Origin of the sequence: Anaerobacillus sp. 1_MG-2023, from assembly GCF_030547345.1 — a bacterium.
GTDB classification, from domain to species: domain Bacteria; phylum Bacillota; class Bacilli; order Bacillales; family Guptibacillaceae; genus Guptibacillus; species Guptibacillus hwajinpoensis_B.
On record NZ_JAUORD010000011.1, the window covers coordinates 69,595 to 85,949 of the forward strand.

Consider the following 16,355-nt stretch of genomic DNA (forward strand, 5'->3'; position numbering starts at 1 on the left):
AAAGGAAGGTTGCCCAGTGCAACCTTCCTTTTTTCTTTATCTTCTTTTTCTTTCAAGCCCCATGGCACGTTCTGCTTTTGTAAGCATTTTAGATGCTTTACGGTTCGCTTTCTCCGCCCCATGATCAAGGATGTCATCTAGTTCAGATGAAGAAATGAGATCATTATAGCGATCCTGAATAGGTTTTAACATATCAGCGATTACTTCACCAAGCTCCGCCTTAAAGTCACCATATCCTCGACCTTCATATAGGGATTCAATTTCTTCAACGCTTTTACCTGAGCAAAGAGAGTAAATCGTAAGCAGGTTAGAGATCGCTGGTTTGTTTTCTTTGTCGTAATGGACAACTCCATCTGAATCAGTAACCGCACGTTTCACTTTTTTAATAATAGTAGTTGGCTCATCAAGCATTGAAATAAACGCATTTTGATTGGAGTCAGACTTACTCATTTTTTTAGAAGGATCTTGTAGTGACATGATTCGTGCCCCGACCTTAGGAATGCGCGCATCAGGCATAACGAAAATGTCATTAAATTTACGGTTAAAACGCTCAGCAAGATTACGAGTTAACTCAATGTGCTGTTTCTGGTCATCTCCAACAGGGACAATCTCTGTACCGTAAAGAAGAATATCAGCAGCCATAAGTGGGGGATATGTAAGCAAACCTGCGCTTACAGCTTCTTTTCCAGTTGATTTATCCTTAAATTGGGTCATGCGCTCTAATTCACCTATATAAGAAACGCATTGTAACATCCATGCCAGCTGAGCATGAGCTGGTACCTCAGATTGAATGAAAAGTGTTGATTTTTCAGGATCAATACCTGAAGCAAGGTATAATGCAGCAAGACTCCTTGAATTCTGTTTTAAAGCTTGTTTTTCTTGAGGTACTGTAATTGCGTGCTGGTTTACAACGCAGAAATAACACTCATTCTCATCCTGAAGATCAGTAAAATGCTTCATTGCTCCAAGATAGTTCCCTATTGTTAATGTTCCACTCGGTTGAATACCCGAAAAAATAACGCTCATTGTGTGTAGCTCCTCTCATTTTCTAAAAAAGCATACAAAAAGGCCCATTCATCCCTTAATGCTAGGGACGAATGGACCGTGGTGCCACCCTGCTTATCCAGTAAGTCTGGATCACTTATGGTATTAAATACCGGTAGTGGTAACGTGAATGCTCACGCCAATGCCTACTAAAGTCTTCAGCAAAGGGGCTCAGAAGTCCATTCCAAAAAGTGTGATACCTATTTCCACCAACCATAGGCTCTCTATAAATCACATCAGTTTGTACTACTCTTCATCTTAGCCGTTCTGTATCCTTCTTCTTTAACTAGTATAGCGCAACTAAATCATCGCATGCAACAAGTTAGCTGCTTATAAGAACGATGGAAATGATAATAGTGAGTATGACACAAAATCCGCCTGCCATTAAGAGTGGATAAGTGATTGGGTTATCATAATCAAGTTTGTAATGAATTTCGGAAGTATCCTCCTCAATCATTTGTCGCTTAGCCGTATTTCTAAAATACCGTTTAAATGAATAGACAATTCCGTCGAAAAACCCCGTTTGAACTACGTGAAGAGCAGCACCAATAAGTACCATAGCAAGTGCAATCATAAAGAGTATATCTGATATGGATTGGATGCCAAGGCCTCCGTCAGAAGTAAATGAGATAATCATTGACGCGGTAATCGCAAGCACAATTAAGATACCTGATTTTAAAGTAAGTGATTTCATAGTAGCCCCCATTTTCTTTCTACTATCAAGTATAAAAAAATAATTAGTCAAGAACAATATAAAGAAGTTAGAAATGTGTAACGGTTTAATACATTGTTTACATTTCAGAATATTTCGCGATATGCATATAGTATACACCAAAGTATACTATATACTTTTAGGTAAGGGGGTGTAGATAGATTTTCATACATTTGACTGTAAAATATCAAATCTTACCCAGAAACCAGAGAATTTATACCAGGACTAAAGAACTATTTTTTGTTATGCAAACGTAATCGTGGCGCGGTTTTTGTAAATGAGTGTAAAAATAACGTATGCAAAATAATTAGAAAACTTGTATAATACGAGTTGTGGGCGGAACGAATCAGATTATTCTCACGTAAATAGTTAGATAATTTGATGAATTCCGTCATGCGGATCACTAGCTTTTATAGCTACATATTTTAAGGGAGGTCACACAGCATGAAGAAATCAAGATGGACTCTTGTCCTATCTCTTGTGCTTGTATTGAGCGTATTCCTGTCGGCTTGCGGCGGCGGCTCAAACAACGGGGGGAACAGCGGCGGCGATGGAGATGGAGACTCCGCTTCTGAACAAGTACTTAACCTAGTAGAAACTGCGGAGATTCCTTCAATGGATACTACGCAAGCTACTGATGCAACATCTTTTAACGCAATGAACCAGGTTTTCGAAGGACTATATCGTCTTGACGAAAATAACGAGCCTACACTTGGTATGGCTGCTGAAGAACCAACAGAAGAAGAAAAAGACGGTGAAACTGTTTACACATTTACAATTCGTGACGACGCTAAATGGTCTGACGGATCAGATGTAGTAGCAGATGACTTCATCTATGCATGGCATAAAGCGCTAAACCCAGATACAATTTCTCCTTACGCTTCTATGTTTGGTACTGCTGGAATCAAAAACGGTAATGCAATCATTACTGAAGGCGATCCACTTTACGGTAAAGTAGAAGAGCTTGGAGCTAAAGCAGTAGATGAGAAAACACTTGAAATTACTGTAGATACAAAAGTTCCTTACTTTAAATCACTACTAACTTTCGCAACATTCTATCCACAACCTAAAGCATATGCTGACGAACAGGGCGAGCAATTTGCACTTGAAGCAGATACAATGCTTTACAACGGACCATTCGTTTTTGCTGAGTGGAACCACGGTGAAGGATGGACTTTTGAAAAGAACGCTGAATATTGGGATGCTGAAACTGTAAGTCTTGAAAAGATTACGACTAAAGTAGTGCAAGATACAGCTACTACTGTAAACCTTTATGAAACTGGTAAGATCGATCGGGCAGGTCTTTCGGCAGACTTCGTAGATCAGTTTAAAGATAATGAAGAATTCTCAACTATCGTTGAGCCAACAATGTACTTCATGCGTATGAACCAGGAAACAGAAGCACTTGCTAACAAAGATATTCGTAAAGCACTATACCTTGCTTACGATAGAGAAGGACTTGTTAATGTACTTCTAAACAACGGATCTGTAGCTGCGAAGTATTTCGTACCTAAAGATTTCGTTAACGGTCCAGACGGCGATGATTTCCGTGAATTCTCTCCAGACGGCTTCTATGCTGATCAAGGTGAAGAAGAAGCGAAAGAAGCTTGGGAAAAAGGACTTGAGGCACTTGGTACAGACTCTGTAGAACTAGAATTCCTAACAACTGATAACGATCTCGCTGCTAAAATTGCAGAATACGCTAAAGATCAGTTTGAAACGAAGCTTGATGGTCTTACATTAACAATCAACAAGCAGCCTTGGAAGCAGTTCCTTGAGCTTGAAGATTCTGGTGACTTTGATATCTCAACTGGCGGTTGGGGACCTGACTATCCAGATCCAATGACGTTCCTTTATATGTTTGAAACAGACGGCGCATATAATCGCATGGGCTACTCTAGCGAGAAGTATGACGAGCTAGTTTCAGGAGCTAAGAAAGAAACAGATGAAGCGAAGCGTTGGAAAATGATGCAAGACGCTGAGAAAGTTCTAATGGAAGAGGACATTGCAATTGTTCCTACTTACCAGAAAGGTAACGCGGTCCTTAAGAAGGATTACGTTAAGGACTTCTATGTACACACATTTGGAGCAGATTACTCTTACAAATGGGCTAAGATCGAAGGTAAATAATTTCAGTTTTTCAGGAGAGTATATGTCATCCTGACATATGCTCTCTTTTTTACCTGTAATAAGAAATATGTCGAAACGATAGCTAGAAGTGAAATAGATAGAAAATTTTTTCTAGTGAAATTCCATTTTTCGACTTATACTATATAAGCAGGTATCTTTTGAGGAGGTTGGTTGTAGTGGGACGTTATATTGGCGGAAGGATCATTTCAATGTTGATTACCTTCCTAATTATTGCTTCGCTAACATTTTTTCTAATGAAGCTTCTCCCTGGTACACCGTTTAACAACCAGGATAAGCTGACAGAAACACAAATTGTGCAGTTGAATGATAAATATGGTTTGAACGATCCCGTTCCTGTACAGTATTTCAATTACATGAAAAACTTAATTTCCGGTGATCTCGGTGTTTCCTTCCAGCAGGATGGCCGTGAAGTGTCAACGATTATCGGTGAACGTATTGGACCTTCAGCTTATCTAGGACTTCAATCACTAGTAGTTGGAACAATCATTGGTCTATTCCTAGGGATCATTGCAGCATTAAGACACAATACATTTCTTGATTATGGAACAATGGTTATCGCAGTTCTTGGTATTTCAATTCCGAACTTCGTTATCGCTGGCCTAATGCAATACTGGTTTGGTGTTAAGTGGCAGTTGTTACCGGTTGCTTACTGGGATGGCTTCGCTTATACAATCATGCCAACGATTGCAATTGCATCGATTGTTGTCGCAACAATAGCTCGCTTTATGAGAACAGAAATGCTAGAAGTTCTCGGACAGGACTATATTACAACAGCGAAGGCAAAAGGCTTAAGTAGCACAGCGGTTGTTATTAGACATACAATCCGTAATGCTTCTATACCTATCATTACTATTATGGGACCACTGGTTGTAGGTCTAATGACAGGTACTCTAGTAATTGAGCAAATCTTTGTCATACCAGGGCTTGGTGAGAAATTTGTTAACTCGATTTTAACAAACGATTTCCCAATTATTATGGGTACAACGCTTTTCTTTAGTGCACTATTTATTTTTGTAATTCTAGTGGTAGATATCTTGTATGGTATTGTCGATCCTCGAATTCGTTTAGCGGGAGGTAAGAGTTAATGAGTATGAAACAAGAGAAGCTACACGACATTTCAGACGACATGTTTCAACCCGCTAAAACAGATTCATTAGAAAATGAACAAATAGCACGTGAAAGCACAGGGTTTTGGAAAGATGCGTGGAGAAGATTAAAAAAGAATCCAGGGGCTATTACTGGACTCATTATTATCGTTGCCATTATTCTATTGGCAATTTTCGGACCCGGAATGAATGAACACTCATATTCTGAACAGGAATTAACAAGAGCGAAGCTTCCTGCTAAAGTTCCAGTGCTTGAAAATGTTGATTTTCTAGGAGTTAACGGAGTTGATATCCGCGGAACAGATCAGTATGAAGCTAAAGGCTATGAAGACGAATACTTCTGGTTCGGTACGGATGAATTCGGACGAGATCAGTGGACGCGTGTTTGGCAGGGAACGCGAATTTCTCTATTCATCGCTGCAGCAGCAGCCTTTATTGATTTTGTGATTGGTGTCGCTTATGGTGGTATTTCTGCCTATTATGGTGGCCGAGTTGATAACATTCTTCAGCGTATTATTGAAGTTTTAGTAGGTATACCAAACTTGATATTAATTATCCTCTTCATCTTAATTTTTGAACCTGGGATATTCTCAATTATCTTAGCCCTGTCTGTCGGAGGATGGATTGGGATGGCACGGATTGTGCGTGGTCAAGTCTTAAAACTTAAATCGCAAGAATTTGTTCTAGCGTCACGTACTCTAGGAGCTACTAGTGGACGGGTTATTGGAAAGCACTTGATTCCAAATGTACTAGGACAAATCATTATTACAACGATGTTTACAATTCCGAATGCGATTTTCTTCGAGGCATTCCTAAGCTTTATCGGTCTTGGACTACGACCGCCGGAAGCTTCACTTGGTTCCATCATTAACAGTGGATTTAAGAGTCTACAAATTTATCCGCATCTTGTGCTATGGCCATCGATTATCATTTCATTGATTATGATTGCCTTTAACCTTCTTGGTGACGGCCTTCGAGATGCATTTGATCCAAAGCTACGTAAATAGGGGGGATTAGAATGGAAAAGATTCTAGAAGTGAATGATTTGCACGTCTCCTTTGATACGTTTGCTGGAGAAGTGCAAGCCGTTCGTGGAGTAAACTTCCATTTAAATAAAGGTGAAACATTAGCAATTGTTGGAGAGTCTGGATCAGGGAAATCCGTTACATCAAAAGCGGTTATGCGTTTGATTCCAAACCCACCAGGACGAATTAAAGAAGGTGAAATTAAGTTCGGCGATCGTGACTTAGCTCATCTTTCCGAAAAAGAAATGCAAAAGATTCGTGGATCTGAAATCTCAATGATATTCCAAGATCCAATGACTTCACTTAACCCGACCATGACTATCGGGAAGCAAATCATGGAAGGTCTAGTGAAGCACCAAAATATGAATAAATCAGAAGCGAAGGAACGTGCGATTGAGCTTTTGAAACTCGTTGGTATTCCGAATGCAGAGGGAAGAGTGAATGAATTTCCACACCAATTCTCAGGTGGTATGAGACAGCGGGTAGTTATTGCCATTGCTCTTGCATGTAATCCTCGTGTTCTTATTGCAGATGAGCCAACAACAGCTCTAGATGTTACAATTCAGGCTCAAATTCTTGAGCTACTAAATGATCTTCAAGAAAAAATGGGTACGTCGATTATCTTTATTACTCACGACCTTGGGGTTGTAGCTAATATCGCAGATCGCGTAGCGGTTATGTATGCAGGTAAAATTGTTGAAACTGGAACGGTAGATGAAATATTCTACAACCCTCAGCATCCTTACACTTGGGGGCTTCTTGGTTCAATGCCAAGTCTAGACTCAACAGATGAAGAGCTTATTGCTATTCCAGGATCACCGCCAGATCTACTTGATCCACCTAAAGGTGACGCATTTGCTCCGCGTAATCCATACGCAATGAAGATTGATACAGAAATGGAGCCACCGTTGTTTAAGATCTCAGATACGCATTATGCAGCAACGTGGCTATTGCACGAGAAAGCACCTAAAGTAGAACCGCCTGCAGCAATTAAAAAACGTATGCAGGGAATGGCTCCAAGTGAGCCGATCATTGGCGCGAAAGATGGTGGGAAGAATGTCTAGTCAAGAAAAACTCCTAGAAATTAAAAACTTAAAGCAGCATTTTAAAGTAGGTAAAAGCACAGTAAAAGCTGTTGATGGCTTAACATTTGATATTTATAAAGGCGAGACGTTCGGTCTAGTTGGAGAGTCTGGTTGTGGAAAATCCACAACTGGACGTACTATTATTCGCCTATACGACGCAACTGACGGTGAAGTTCGATTTAATGGAGAAGATGTGCACGGAAAGAAATCTGCGAAAGATCTTAAGAAATTTAATCAAAAGATGCAGATGATCTTCCAAGATCCATACGCTTCTTTAAATCCGAGAATGACCGTTTCTGATATTATTGCGGAAGGCATTGATATTCACGGTCTCTCAACGTCTAAGAAAGCCCGTATGGACAAAGTGGTTGAGCTTCTTGAAACAGTAGGGTTGAACAAAGAGCATGCGAACCGTTATCCTCACGAATTTAGTGGCGGGCAAAGACAGCGTATCGGAATCGCTCGTGCTCTTGCGGTTGATCCAGAGTTTATTATTGCGGATGAACCTATTTCTGCTCTAGACGTTTCGATTCAAGCACAGGTTGTTAACTTGATGAAGAAACTTCAAAGAGAAAAAGGCTTAACGTATTTGTTTATTGCGCATGACCTTTCTATGGTAAAATACATTAGTGATCGTATTGGTGTTATGTATCGTGGCCAAATCGTTGAGCTTGCTGAAAGTGAAGAGCTTTATCGAAACCCACTACATCCCTATACTCAGTCTCTTCTATCTGCGATTCCACTTCCGGATCCAGAGTATGAGCGCTCTAGAAAACGTAAAGTTTATGACCCAGATAAGCACCTTCCTGAAAATGGAGAAGAACGAGTTCTTCGTGAAGTAGTGGAAGGACACTGGATCGCTTGTACTGAAGAAGAGTACCAAAAGTACCAAGTAACAGTTTAAAAGGTTAGGACCTCATTTCAACTGAAATGAGGTCCTTTTTTAGTGCTTTTTATGACGAAATTTTATGACTAGATAACCTATGTAGAGTAGAATTGGAACAATCAGAAATCCTTTTACACAAAGGGATAAGTCAACGGGAAGCGAATAGTCTACTAAAATAAGTCCGCACAGAATAAAAGTAGAAATAAGCAAACTAATTTTTAATGTGATCATAAACTCTCCTTTCAGAAAAGCTGTAGTTACTTTGTTCGTTTTACTGAGATGCCTTTTGTGAAATCATACAAAGCAAAATAGAGGAGGATCCATATGATTTTTTACACTTACAATTCAGAGTTTGATGAAGAAACGCTCGAGTCGATTAGATCAGAAAATATGGCAAGGTTACAGTTACAGCCTTCTTCTCATTCTATCGTATACTTATTTGAAGAAAAAGAACAAAACGTAGGATATGTTTGGATTGAAACATTTGAAGAGTATGTTGAGGCTGTGGAATTTTTTTATAAAGGCAATGAAAAGAAGAGGTGGGGTTTGTACGAATTTATCGTTCAATTGGCTTATAAGCAGAAAAAGAAGAGGATTATGATGAGTGTGCCTAATAGTGAGTACGGAATGACTTTTGTAAAGAAGTGGGAAGGGGAGATAAGGGAAAGGGATGGAAAGGATTTACATATCGAGATCCCTTTCCTGAGCTATAGTGGTTCTTAAACACTTTGCTGCCACTCCTTTTGACTGTTCAAGCTCTGTTCAATCAAGTGATCGAGTGCAGCGAGCTCATTTCTCGCTTCTTCTTCAGAGATAACTTTATAGTGGTGATTACCACCAGGTTCTTCGTCCGCTTCATCAGCCATTGCAACTACTTCTTGAAGAGCATTACGGTTTACAGTTCCCATAAAGTAGGAATCCGTGTGGAATAGGATTGCGACGGCAATTTCCTTTGCTGAAACTGGATTTTCACCAAGACGTATCAGCATTTTGTGAGCACGCTCAGCCCCTTTGATCGCATGAATATCATTTTGTTTATATAAGTTATAATCCCATTTTCCATTTCGGTACCATGTATAGTGACCTATATCATGAAGTAATGCTGCTTTAGTAGCAAGATCAGGATTGACATCATGTTCACTCGCGAAATGATAAGCGTGTTTGGCCACAGTAATCGCATGAGCCAATCCAGCGCGTTTTAGATACTTTCGTGCAAATGGTAGTTGATAGATATCAGTTAGTGTTACGTTTCTCATGGTTATGGCCTCCTCACCAATCTAAATTTATTTTTCTAAATATCATACCATTTGATAAAAAATAAAGCAATTTATATCGTTCACGAAAAAGACATGAGAAATTTTACTGGAAGTTCTTTCAAAGAGCGTTTATTCATCTTATAATAGAGGAGGCAAACTAATAAAGGGGAGAGAAGCTGTGCGTATTTTTAATGTGGGGTTGAAAGGCCTGCTCGCGTCAGTTTTGCTTTTTTCTGCTTTTGGGCAATCGGTACAAGCAGATGAAGCATTATCAGCGACAAATCTTAAAGGGATTGAGACAGAAAAAAAAGAACTAACGTTACCAGATCGACTACCAAGATTCGTTTATGATTCTGGTCTTGATTTCGAATATCCTGATGCAGTTCGAGGTATTTACGTAACAGGAAATTCTGCAGGTGGAAGTCGATTCAGCAAGCTCACAAAATTTGTGAACTCAACAGACTTAAATGCAATGGTCATCGATATTAAAGATGATTTTGGAAATCTTACATATGAACCAAAGAAGGATTCTCCATTAGCAGAGTATGAGATTGGCAAGCCTTATATGAAAGATCCTCGCAAGGTTTTAGAAGAGATGGAGAAAAACGAGATCTATCCAATCGCGCGAGTAGTTGTATTTAAAGATACAGTGCTTGCAGAAGCAAGACCAGAACTTTCATATAAAGAAGGTGGCTCTATCTGGAAAAACGGACGTGGAGAAGCATTCGTTAACCCATTTAAGGAAGAGGTATGGGATTACAATGTTGAAATTGCGATAGAAGCAGCTAAAATGGGCTTCAAAGAAATTCAATTTGATTACGTCCGTTTCCCAGAAGGATTTGAAACACGTGAAGACACATTAGAATATTCGATGGGCAAATATGCAGATATGGATATGGACAATGTTCAAAAACGTGTGGAGGCTGTAACGGACTTTGTAGCATATGCGAATTCAAAACTTGAGCAGTACGATGTTGATGTATCGGTTGATATTTTTGGTTACTCAGCAACGATTCCTGAAGCGCCTGGTATCGGACAGAATTTCTCTAAGATTTCTAGTAACGTTGATGTTATTTCATCTATGATTTATCCAAGTCACTGGGGATCCTATTTTGGAATTTCAAAGCCTGATTTGGAACCATATAACTTAATAAATGAGTATGCAAAAGTAGAGAATGAAGTATTAGGCAAATTGGATAATGCTCCTACAAGCCGTCCATGGATTCAGGATTTCACTGCAAGTTATCTTGGTAGCGGAAATTACTTGAACTACGGAAAGGCGGAAGTAGAAGCTCAAATTAAAGCCTTGAAAGATAACGGTATTAATGAATATCTACTTTGGGACGCAAGTAATAGTTATACAAAGAATGTCGACTATACACCGTGATACGTAAAGAAGAGGATTGCCTGTGAAGGCAATCCTTTTTCTCTATATACGATTCCCTTACGTGTAATGCTCAATGTGCTGGTTTAGAATGAATCTTTCGTTAATTTCCTCCAGTTTTTCTGACTATCTTCTAAAGGCTGTTGGAAGGAGGATTTTTGTTTAGAAAAAAGGAAACGGCCTGATGCATTTAAGAAGATAGCAATAAATGCTGTGAAGCTAATGAGTAGAATAGCGAGCATGATAAACTCAGCAAAAAAGTTCATTTCATTCCTCCTTAGCATGTTTGATATTAGTGTACAGTATGTTTACATAACTGAGAAGAGGGGAAAATAACTACTGCCTTATCTACCTTAGCACTATTTTACTGGATAAATGTGTTATACTATTAGTGACGAATTAATTTAAAAGGGAGTAGATCAATGAACTGGTATGAGAAGCTGAAGCAATATTTCCCCATTGAAGAGATGAAATCAAAAGAGCATATGGACTTACTGCTTGAAGAAAAAGGTGACATTTACAATAAGGACGAGGGGCCGCACCATGTTCTAATGTATGCCGATCTTCCTGATTTCATATTCGTGGATTATATTTTCGTTTCCAAGGATGCCAGAGGTCAGGGGCTAGGAAAGAAATTAATTGAAGAACTTAAAGAAAAGAATAAGCCCATTATTCTTGAGGTAGAGCCTGTTGATTATGATGAAACAGATACTGAAAAAAGACAGCGCTTTTATTTGAGAGAAGGATTTAAACACGCGAAGTCGATTGGCTACCGAAGAAGATCTCTTGCTACAAACGAGATCAATGAAATGGAAATTCTTTTCTGGTCTCCAAACGAAGCTGGTGAGAAAGAAATTTACGAAGCGATGAAGCATACGTATCAGGAGATTCATACTTACAAAGATATGCAGTTGTATGGTGAGTCTTATCAGCCTGTTGAGGAAGTGCTGAGTCTTAAAGAAGATAAGGAACTCATTGAAGAATAAGAGTATTGTTTTCGATCAGGAGGGAACCTTCTTATGAAGAATCGTGAGAAGAAAAAGCAAAAGAAGCGCGAATGGTTGAAGGATTTATTGAAACGACGTTGGAAAACCTGGAAACCGCAGTCTTCGAAAGAGCCCGCCTCAAATACGAGAACATCAGCTTAAAGAATGTAACAAAAAACCGAAAGCCCCAGCTGGCTTTCGGTTTTTTTCTATTCATTTGTTTCTAATTTTTTATCCAATCGTTTCTGACGACGTAGATCAATCAAGTAATAAACAACAGGAATAAATACTAATGTTATAAACGTTGCTACACTCAATCCGAATACGATGACGATGGCCATCGGTTGCTGAATTTCTGTACCTTCACCAAACCCGAATGATAAAGGAACTAGACCGAGAATCGTCGTTAAAGCTGTCATTAAAATCGGTCTTAAGCGAATGGGGCCTGCTTCTAAAATCGCTTCACGAGTTCCCATCCCTGTTTCACGAAGCTTATTAATATAATCAACGAGTACAATCGCATTATTGACTACAATTCCCGTTAAAATGAGCATACCAACGAGCGAACCTACTCCAAGAGGCTGGAAGGAAATAAGTAGGCCGAATATAATCCCGATTGCTGTGAGCGGAACAGAGAACATAATGATAAATGGATAGAGAAACGATTCAAACTGTCCTGCCATAACCATATAAACAAGAACAATGGCAAGAGCAAGAGCGCCTGACAATTTAAAGAAAGCATCGTTCATTTGTTCATCTTGTCCACCAAAAGTAATTTTATATGAATTACCAGGGAGCGGAACGTCTTTGACTAGTTTTTCGCGAATTTCATCTGTTACCGTTCCAAGATCTCGACCCAATAGACTCGCTGTTACTTCCACTTGCCTTAATCGATCCGAACGTGTAATTTCCGATGGACCAAGACCCCGTTTAATCTCGGCAACAGCAGAAAGGGGGATTTTTTCCCCAGTTTGAGTCTCGATTAATAGGCTAGATAGAGAATCAAGGGAATCTGTATATTTATCTTCAACTGCTAAGCGAATATCTAATTGATTGCCATCTCTTGCAAGATTGCTTGCTACAAGTCCTTTTGTGGCATTAGAAATCGTTGTTGAAATTTGTGAGCTGCCTATTCCGTAGCTCGCAGCCTTCTCACGATCGATTAGAATTTGAACTTCTGGATTGTTGGATTCGATACTCGAAGTTGGTTCTCTTACGCCATCGACTTCTGATAAGCTCTCCATCACATCATCCGAAAGTTCTTTCAAAACATCAAGATCAGGTCCGATGATGTTAATTGAAATAGGATCAGCGCTAAATCCAGAATCACTGGCAGATACAGAAATATCGGCGTTCGGTATACCTTTAAGCTTCTTTCGGATATCTTCGGCTACTTCTAAGTCAGATTGATCTCGTTCATTGATTGGAACGAGCAGGACGCTGTAGCTAGCCCGGTTCGTTTGACTGCCAGCTCCAACACTAAAGTTGTCAGTTCCTCCAGCTGTTAAATAGGATAGATCAACTTCAGGAGTTGACTTTAAGACGTTATCAATTTCCTCTGTGACGGTTTCAGTGGCGTCAAGAGAGCTTCCTGCAGGAAGATTCGCTGATATATTCACAAAGCTCTGATCCTGTGCAGGAAGGAATTCTGTCCCAATAAAAGGCGTTCCTGCTGCTGAAATAGCAAGGAGCAGAACGGTGAAGCCGATTGTTTTTTTAGGATGAGACAGTGTTTTATCTAATACTCGACGATACCAATTATTAACCCGATCAAATTTAAGTTGAAAAATCGATTTCGATTCGTTTCGATTCATCAGAAGAGATGATAACAAAGGCACAATAATAAGTGCTGTAAATAGTGACGCTAATAGTGAGAAGGTAACAGCAAGAGCTAATGGTTTAAAGAGCTGGGCAGCGAGCCCAGTAACAAACACAATTGGTAAGAAAACGACAACTGTAGTGAGTGTAGATGCAATGATTGCACTACCAACTTCTTTCGTACCATCTACTGCCGCTTCTTTAAGTGATTTACCTTCCTGCCTTAGTCGGTAAATGTTTTCTAGAATAACAATAGAGTTGTCTACCATCATTCCAACTCCGAGCGCGAGGCCGCCTAGTGTTAGGAGGTTGATGGTTTGACCTGAGAAATACATTAAAATAAATGCACTTACGATCGAAATAGGTATGGATAAACCAATAATTAGCGTACTGCGAATATTGCGTAAGAACAGATATAGAACGGCAGCTGCTAAAAGACTTCCAATAATAATATTCCATACAACAGCACGGATTGACTGATTAATAAATTTCGCCTGATCGAATACGGTTTTAATTTCCATGCTTTCTGGTAGGGAAGGCTGAATTTCTTCAAGCTTCTCATTAATTTGCTTCACTACTTGAACGGTGTTTGCTCCAGATTGTTTTTGGATTGAAAAACCAATCGCCGGCTCACCATTTAAGAAACTTTCTTGAACGGCAGGTTTCATCATTTCTTCGATTTCAACGAGCTGATTAAGCTTGACGGTCCCATTCTGTGTGGGCACGGATAAGTTTTTCAAATCATCAACGGATTTAAACTCCCCTGTTACGCGAAGAGGCAGGTTTTTATTCTCTGTTTCGATAGACCCGCTTGGTAAATTAAGATTTTCTGACCCAATTAGCTGCTGTAAGTTTGTAAGGGTGACGCCATACTGACTTAATTTATCTGGATCAGCAGTTAATCTAATCTCCTTCTCTAACTGACCTTCGATCGTAACAGCTGCAACCCCTGGTACTGAATCAAGTGAAGGTTTAATTTGATCTTCAATTACTTTTTTTACTGCAGTAAGATCTTCCTCCGATCCAGCCACTCCAAGTTGCATGATAGGAATATCACTAGGATTAAAACGCAATACTTTAGGAATTGGTACTTCAGAAGGTAGAGAGTCTCTAACTGCATCAATTTGTTCCCTCATATTTAACGTAGCAAAATCCATATCTGTTCCCCATTCAAATGAAACGAGGATCAGGGCACCACCATTTTGTGAGACGGACGATATACTTTCGACATTCGGTAAGGTTCCCATCACGTTCTCAAGAGGGGAGGCTAGTAAGTTCTCAACTTCTTCAGGACCAGCACCATCATATGTAACCGTTACGGCTGCAACAGGGAAAGTTAGATCAGGAAACAGATCAACTGGCATGTTACGTAGTGATACTGTTCCGATAATGAGGATGAAAATAATCACCATCCCCATAGCAATTGGACGAAAGACGGAAAGCTTAGCAATATTCATGTGTGTTCAACTCACTTCTGTACCTGGATTTCAGATGCTTCGTTTAAACGATCTTTACCTTTAGTGATGACTTTATCACCTTTTGAGAGACCGTTTGTAATTTGGATGCTTTCATCAGTCTCTGCTCCGAGCTCGACGTTAACTTGTTTCACTTTTTTTCCTTGTGGTGCGTAAACATACGTTTCATTATCACCATAGATAATTGCATCCTTAGGGACAGTTACAGCGTTCTCTATGACATCTGTTTGTATGGTCGCAGTTGCTTTCATACCACCTTTGATTTTCAAGTCTTTGTTTTCAATTGGAATCTCAATTAGAAATGAACCCGTTTGTTCATTTGCTGTAGGTGGGATCGCTTTTAATTTCCCATCAAAAGAACCATCGACACCGTCAAAAGTGATCTTCACTTCCTGATCTTTTTGTAACTGTGTAATTTGAAAGCTATTTACTTGAAAGGCAGCTTTAATCGGATTTAAATTAACGACGACCGCAAGCGGGGTGCTTGGCACTGCTGCAGCATTTTCTTCAGCATTGATTTGAGAAACGATTCCATTAATAGGTGATTCAATTGTAGTTGCATTTAAGACGTCCCTTGCCTGGTTAAGGCTTGCTTTTGTTTCGGACAACTGTGTTTCAAGCTGTGTCACATTACCTGCTGACATTGAAGGAACCTGGGCTGCAGCTTGGGATAATTGTGCCTGCTTTATGGTTATTTCAAGACTTTCCTTTAAAACATCAGCAGCAGTCACTTCTTCTGAATCAAGTTCATTAAGTAGCTCCTTAGATCGTTCGAGTGACGCATTTAATTCAGATTGAAGATTCTTTAACTCTTGAGCACTTTTTTCTGCTTGTCCAGACAATTCTTGAGCCTGGCTAACGGCTTTTTCAAGCTCATTGACCGCATTCGTTAGCTGGTTGACATTTTCTCTCGCTGTAGAATCGTCGAGAGAAGCAATGAGATCACCTTTTTCCACAGTGCTCCCAACAGTCACGTTAATTTCTTTTACCTCTAGAGGGGAAGGGGCAGCGAGCGGGATCGTCACTCCAGGAGTAGCTTGTCCGGCTAATTCAAGTTCATTCGAAATGTTTTTTTGTTGAGCAGTAGCGACTTCAACTGGAATCGGTTCATTTGAAGTTTCTTCATTTGTAATTTCCTGTGTCGTACAAGCGCTTGCAAAGACGAGTATACTTACAAGAAACAGAGCCTTTTTCATATTATTCACCTCAGAATTAGTGTATCTCTTACGAATCGTATCATGTGAAAGAAACTTTTTTCAGATAAAAAATCAAACATTTTTAAACAATAAAGGTTTGGGAGAGTGAAGAAGGGGTATATAGGAGTTAGACTTAACATAAATCATTTGTATAGTTATTGTATAGCTTTTATGTAATTTTTGTCATCCTCTATTTATTTGATAAGAATTGTAGTATAATACAAATTGTGA

At 39.5% G+C, this 16,355-nt stretch carries 15 protein-coding genes and 1 other annotated feature; of the genes, 9 read left to right on the forward strand and 6 right to left on the reverse strand.

Translation table 11 applies throughout. The features are described 5' to 3' along the window. Window positions 1-36: 36 nt before the first annotated feature. Both trpS and Q4550_RS17060 read right to left on the reverse strand, forming a co-directional pair. Window positions 37-1,026 carry a tryptophan--tRNA ligase gene (gene trpS / locus Q4550_RS17055; RefSeq protein ID WP_303534825.1) on the reverse strand — a complete coding sequence of 330 codons (990 nt, stop codon included), beginning with the start codon at window positions 1,024-1,026 and terminating at the stop codon, window positions 37-39. Window positions 1,027-1,086: 60 nt separating this feature from the next. After that, window positions 1,087-1,313, reverse strand: a binding site (T-box leader). A 53-nt stretch (window positions 1,314-1,366) separates the two neighbouring features. Further along, window positions 1,367-1,738, reverse strand: coding sequence for a DUF3899 domain-containing protein (locus Q4550_RS17060; RefSeq protein ID WP_283152353.1), 372 nt, complete (start codon window positions 1,736-1,738; stop codon window positions 1,367-1,369). A 462-nt stretch (window positions 1,739-2,200) separates the two neighbouring features. Between Q4550_RS17060 and Q4550_RS17065 the strand changes: the two genes are divergently transcribed. The 6 genes from Q4550_RS17065 to Q4550_RS17090 all read left to right on the forward strand — a co-directional run bounded on the left by Q4550_RS17065 (window position 2,201) and on the right by Q4550_RS17090 (window position 8,732). Next, window positions 2,201-3,886: a peptide ABC transporter substrate-binding protein gene (locus Q4550_RS17065; RefSeq protein ID WP_303534826.1), complete on the forward strand. Its 1,686-nt coding sequence runs from the start codon at window positions 2,201-2,203 to the stop codon at window positions 3,884-3,886. 176 nt (window positions 3,887-4,062) lie between these two features. Next, entirely contained in the window at window positions 4,063-4,992 is a 930-nt protein-coding gene (opp3b, locus tag Q4550_RS17070) for an oligopeptide ABC transporter permease (protein ID WP_303534827.1), read from the forward strand. A 5-nt stretch (window positions 4,993-4,997) separates the two neighbouring features. After that, a complete protein-coding gene (gene opp3C / locus Q4550_RS17075; RefSeq protein WP_303534950.1) occupies window positions 4,998-6,020 on the forward strand; it encodes an oligopeptide ABC transporter permease in 1,023 nt (340 codons plus the stop codon). 11 nt (window positions 6,021-6,031) lie between these two features. Beyond that, entirely contained in the window at window positions 6,032-7,102 is a 1,071-nt protein-coding gene (locus tag Q4550_RS17080) for an ABC transporter ATP-binding protein (protein WP_303534828.1), read from the forward strand. Further along, a complete protein-coding gene (locus Q4550_RS17085; protein ID WP_303534829.1) occupies window positions 7,095-8,027 on the forward strand; it encodes an ABC transporter ATP-binding protein in 933 nt (310 codons plus the stop codon). Before Q4550_RS17080 ends, Q4550_RS17085 begins: the two co-directional genes overlap by 8 nt. Before the next feature lie 306 nt (window positions 8,028-8,333). Then, a complete protein-coding gene (locus tag Q4550_RS17090) occupies window positions 8,334-8,732 on the forward strand; it encodes a hypothetical protein (protein ID WP_303534830.1) in 399 nt (132 codons plus the stop codon). Here the strand turns inward: Q4550_RS17090 and Q4550_RS17095 are convergent. Next, window positions 8,729-9,265 carry an HD domain-containing protein gene (locus Q4550_RS17095; protein WP_303534831.1) on the reverse strand — a complete coding sequence of 179 codons (537 nt, stop codon included), beginning with the start codon at window positions 9,263-9,265 and terminating at the stop codon, window positions 8,729-8,731. The genes Q4550_RS17090 and Q4550_RS17095 overlap by 4 nt on opposite strands. A gap of 178 nt (window positions 9,266-9,443) precedes the next feature. On the opposite strand from Q4550_RS17095, the gene Q4550_RS17100 reads away from it, so the two are divergent. Next, window positions 9,444-10,652, forward strand: a complete 1,209-nt coding sequence (locus Q4550_RS17100; RefSeq protein WP_303534832.1) for a putative glycoside hydrolase — start codon at window positions 9,444-9,446, stop codon at window positions 10,650-10,652. Window positions 10,653-10,735: 83 nt separating this feature from the next. Here Q4550_RS17100 and Q4550_RS17105 read toward each other — a convergent pair whose 3' ends face one another. After that, a complete protein-coding gene (locus tag Q4550_RS17105; RefSeq protein WP_303534833.1) occupies window positions 10,736-10,915 on the reverse strand; it encodes a hypothetical protein in 180 nt (59 codons plus the stop codon). 156 nt (window positions 10,916-11,071) lie between these two features. Between Q4550_RS17105 and Q4550_RS17110 the strand changes: the two genes are divergently transcribed. Both Q4550_RS17110 and Q4550_RS17115 read left to right on the forward strand, forming a co-directional pair. Continuing rightward, on the forward strand, window positions 11,072-11,635 hold the full coding sequence (locus Q4550_RS17110) for a GNAT family N-acetyltransferase (RefSeq protein WP_303534834.1): 564 nt from the start codon (window positions 11,072-11,074) through the stop codon (window positions 11,633-11,635). A gap of 33 nt (window positions 11,636-11,668) precedes the next feature. Continuing rightward, complete coding sequence (locus Q4550_RS17115; RefSeq protein ID WP_255462008.1) at window positions 11,669-11,797, forward strand: hypothetical protein; 129 nt, start codon at window positions 11,669-11,671, stop codon at window positions 11,795-11,797. Between the two features lie 47 nt (window positions 11,798-11,844). Here Q4550_RS17115 and Q4550_RS17120 read toward each other — a convergent pair whose 3' ends face one another. Next, entirely contained in the window at window positions 11,845-14,910 is a 3,066-nt protein-coding gene (locus tag Q4550_RS17120) for an efflux RND transporter permease subunit (protein ID WP_303534835.1), read from the reverse strand. Window positions 14,911-14,921: 11 nt separating this feature from the next. After that, complete coding sequence (locus tag Q4550_RS17125) at window positions 14,922-16,124, reverse strand: efflux RND transporter periplasmic adaptor subunit (protein WP_303534837.1); 1,203 nt, start codon at window positions 16,122-16,124, stop codon at window positions 14,922-14,924. Window positions 16,125-16,355: the final 231 nt, after the last annotated feature.

Excerpts from the sequence above, each read along its gene's own strand:
- trpS (WP_303534825.1), bottom strand. The coding sequence starts at position 1,026 with ATGAGCGTTATTTTTTCGGGTATTCAACCGAGTGGAACATTAACAATA.
- Q4550_RS17060 (WP_283152353.1), bottom strand. The coding sequence starts at position 1,738 with ATGAAATCACTTACTTTAAAATCAGGTATCTTAATTGTGCTTGCGATT.
- Q4550_RS17065 (WP_303534826.1), top strand. The coding sequence starts at position 2,201 with ATGAAGAAATCAAGATGGACTCTTGTCCTATCTCTTGTGCTTGTATTG.
- opp3C (WP_303534950.1), top strand. The coding sequence starts at position 4,998 with ATGAAACAAGAGAAGCTACACGACATTTCAGACGACATGTTTCAACCC.
- Q4550_RS17080 (WP_303534828.1), top strand. The coding sequence starts at position 6,032 with ATGGAAAAGATTCTAGAAGTGAATGATTTGCACGTCTCCTTTGATACG.
- Q4550_RS17085 (WP_303534829.1), top strand. The coding sequence starts at position 7,095 with ATGTCTAGTCAAGAAAAACTCCTAGAAATTAAAAACTTAAAGCAGCAT.
- Q4550_RS17090 (WP_303534830.1), top strand. The coding sequence starts at position 8,334 with ATGATTTTTTACACTTACAATTCAGAGTTTGATGAAGAAACGCTCGAG.
- Q4550_RS17095 (WP_303534831.1), bottom strand. The coding sequence starts at position 9,265 with ATGAGAAACGTAACACTAACTGATATCTATCAACTACCATTTGCACGA.
- Q4550_RS17105 (WP_303534833.1), bottom strand. The coding sequence starts at position 10,915 with ATGAACTTTTTTGCTGAGTTTATCATGCTCGCTATTCTACTCATTAGC.
- Q4550_RS17110 (WP_303534834.1), top strand. The coding sequence starts at position 11,072 with ATGAACTGGTATGAGAAGCTGAAGCAATATTTCCCCATTGAAGAGATG.
- Q4550_RS17115 (WP_255462008.1), top strand. The coding sequence starts at position 11,669 with ATGAAGAATCGTGAGAAGAAAAAGCAAAAGAAGCGCGAATGGTTGAAG.
- Q4550_RS17120 (WP_303534835.1), bottom strand. The coding sequence starts at position 14,910 with ATGAATATTGCTAAGCTTTCCGTCTTTCGTCCAATTGCTATGGGGATG.
- Q4550_RS17125 (WP_303534837.1), bottom strand. The coding sequence starts at position 16,124 with ATGAAAAAGGCTCTGTTTCTTGTAAGTATACTCGTCTTTGCAAGCGCT.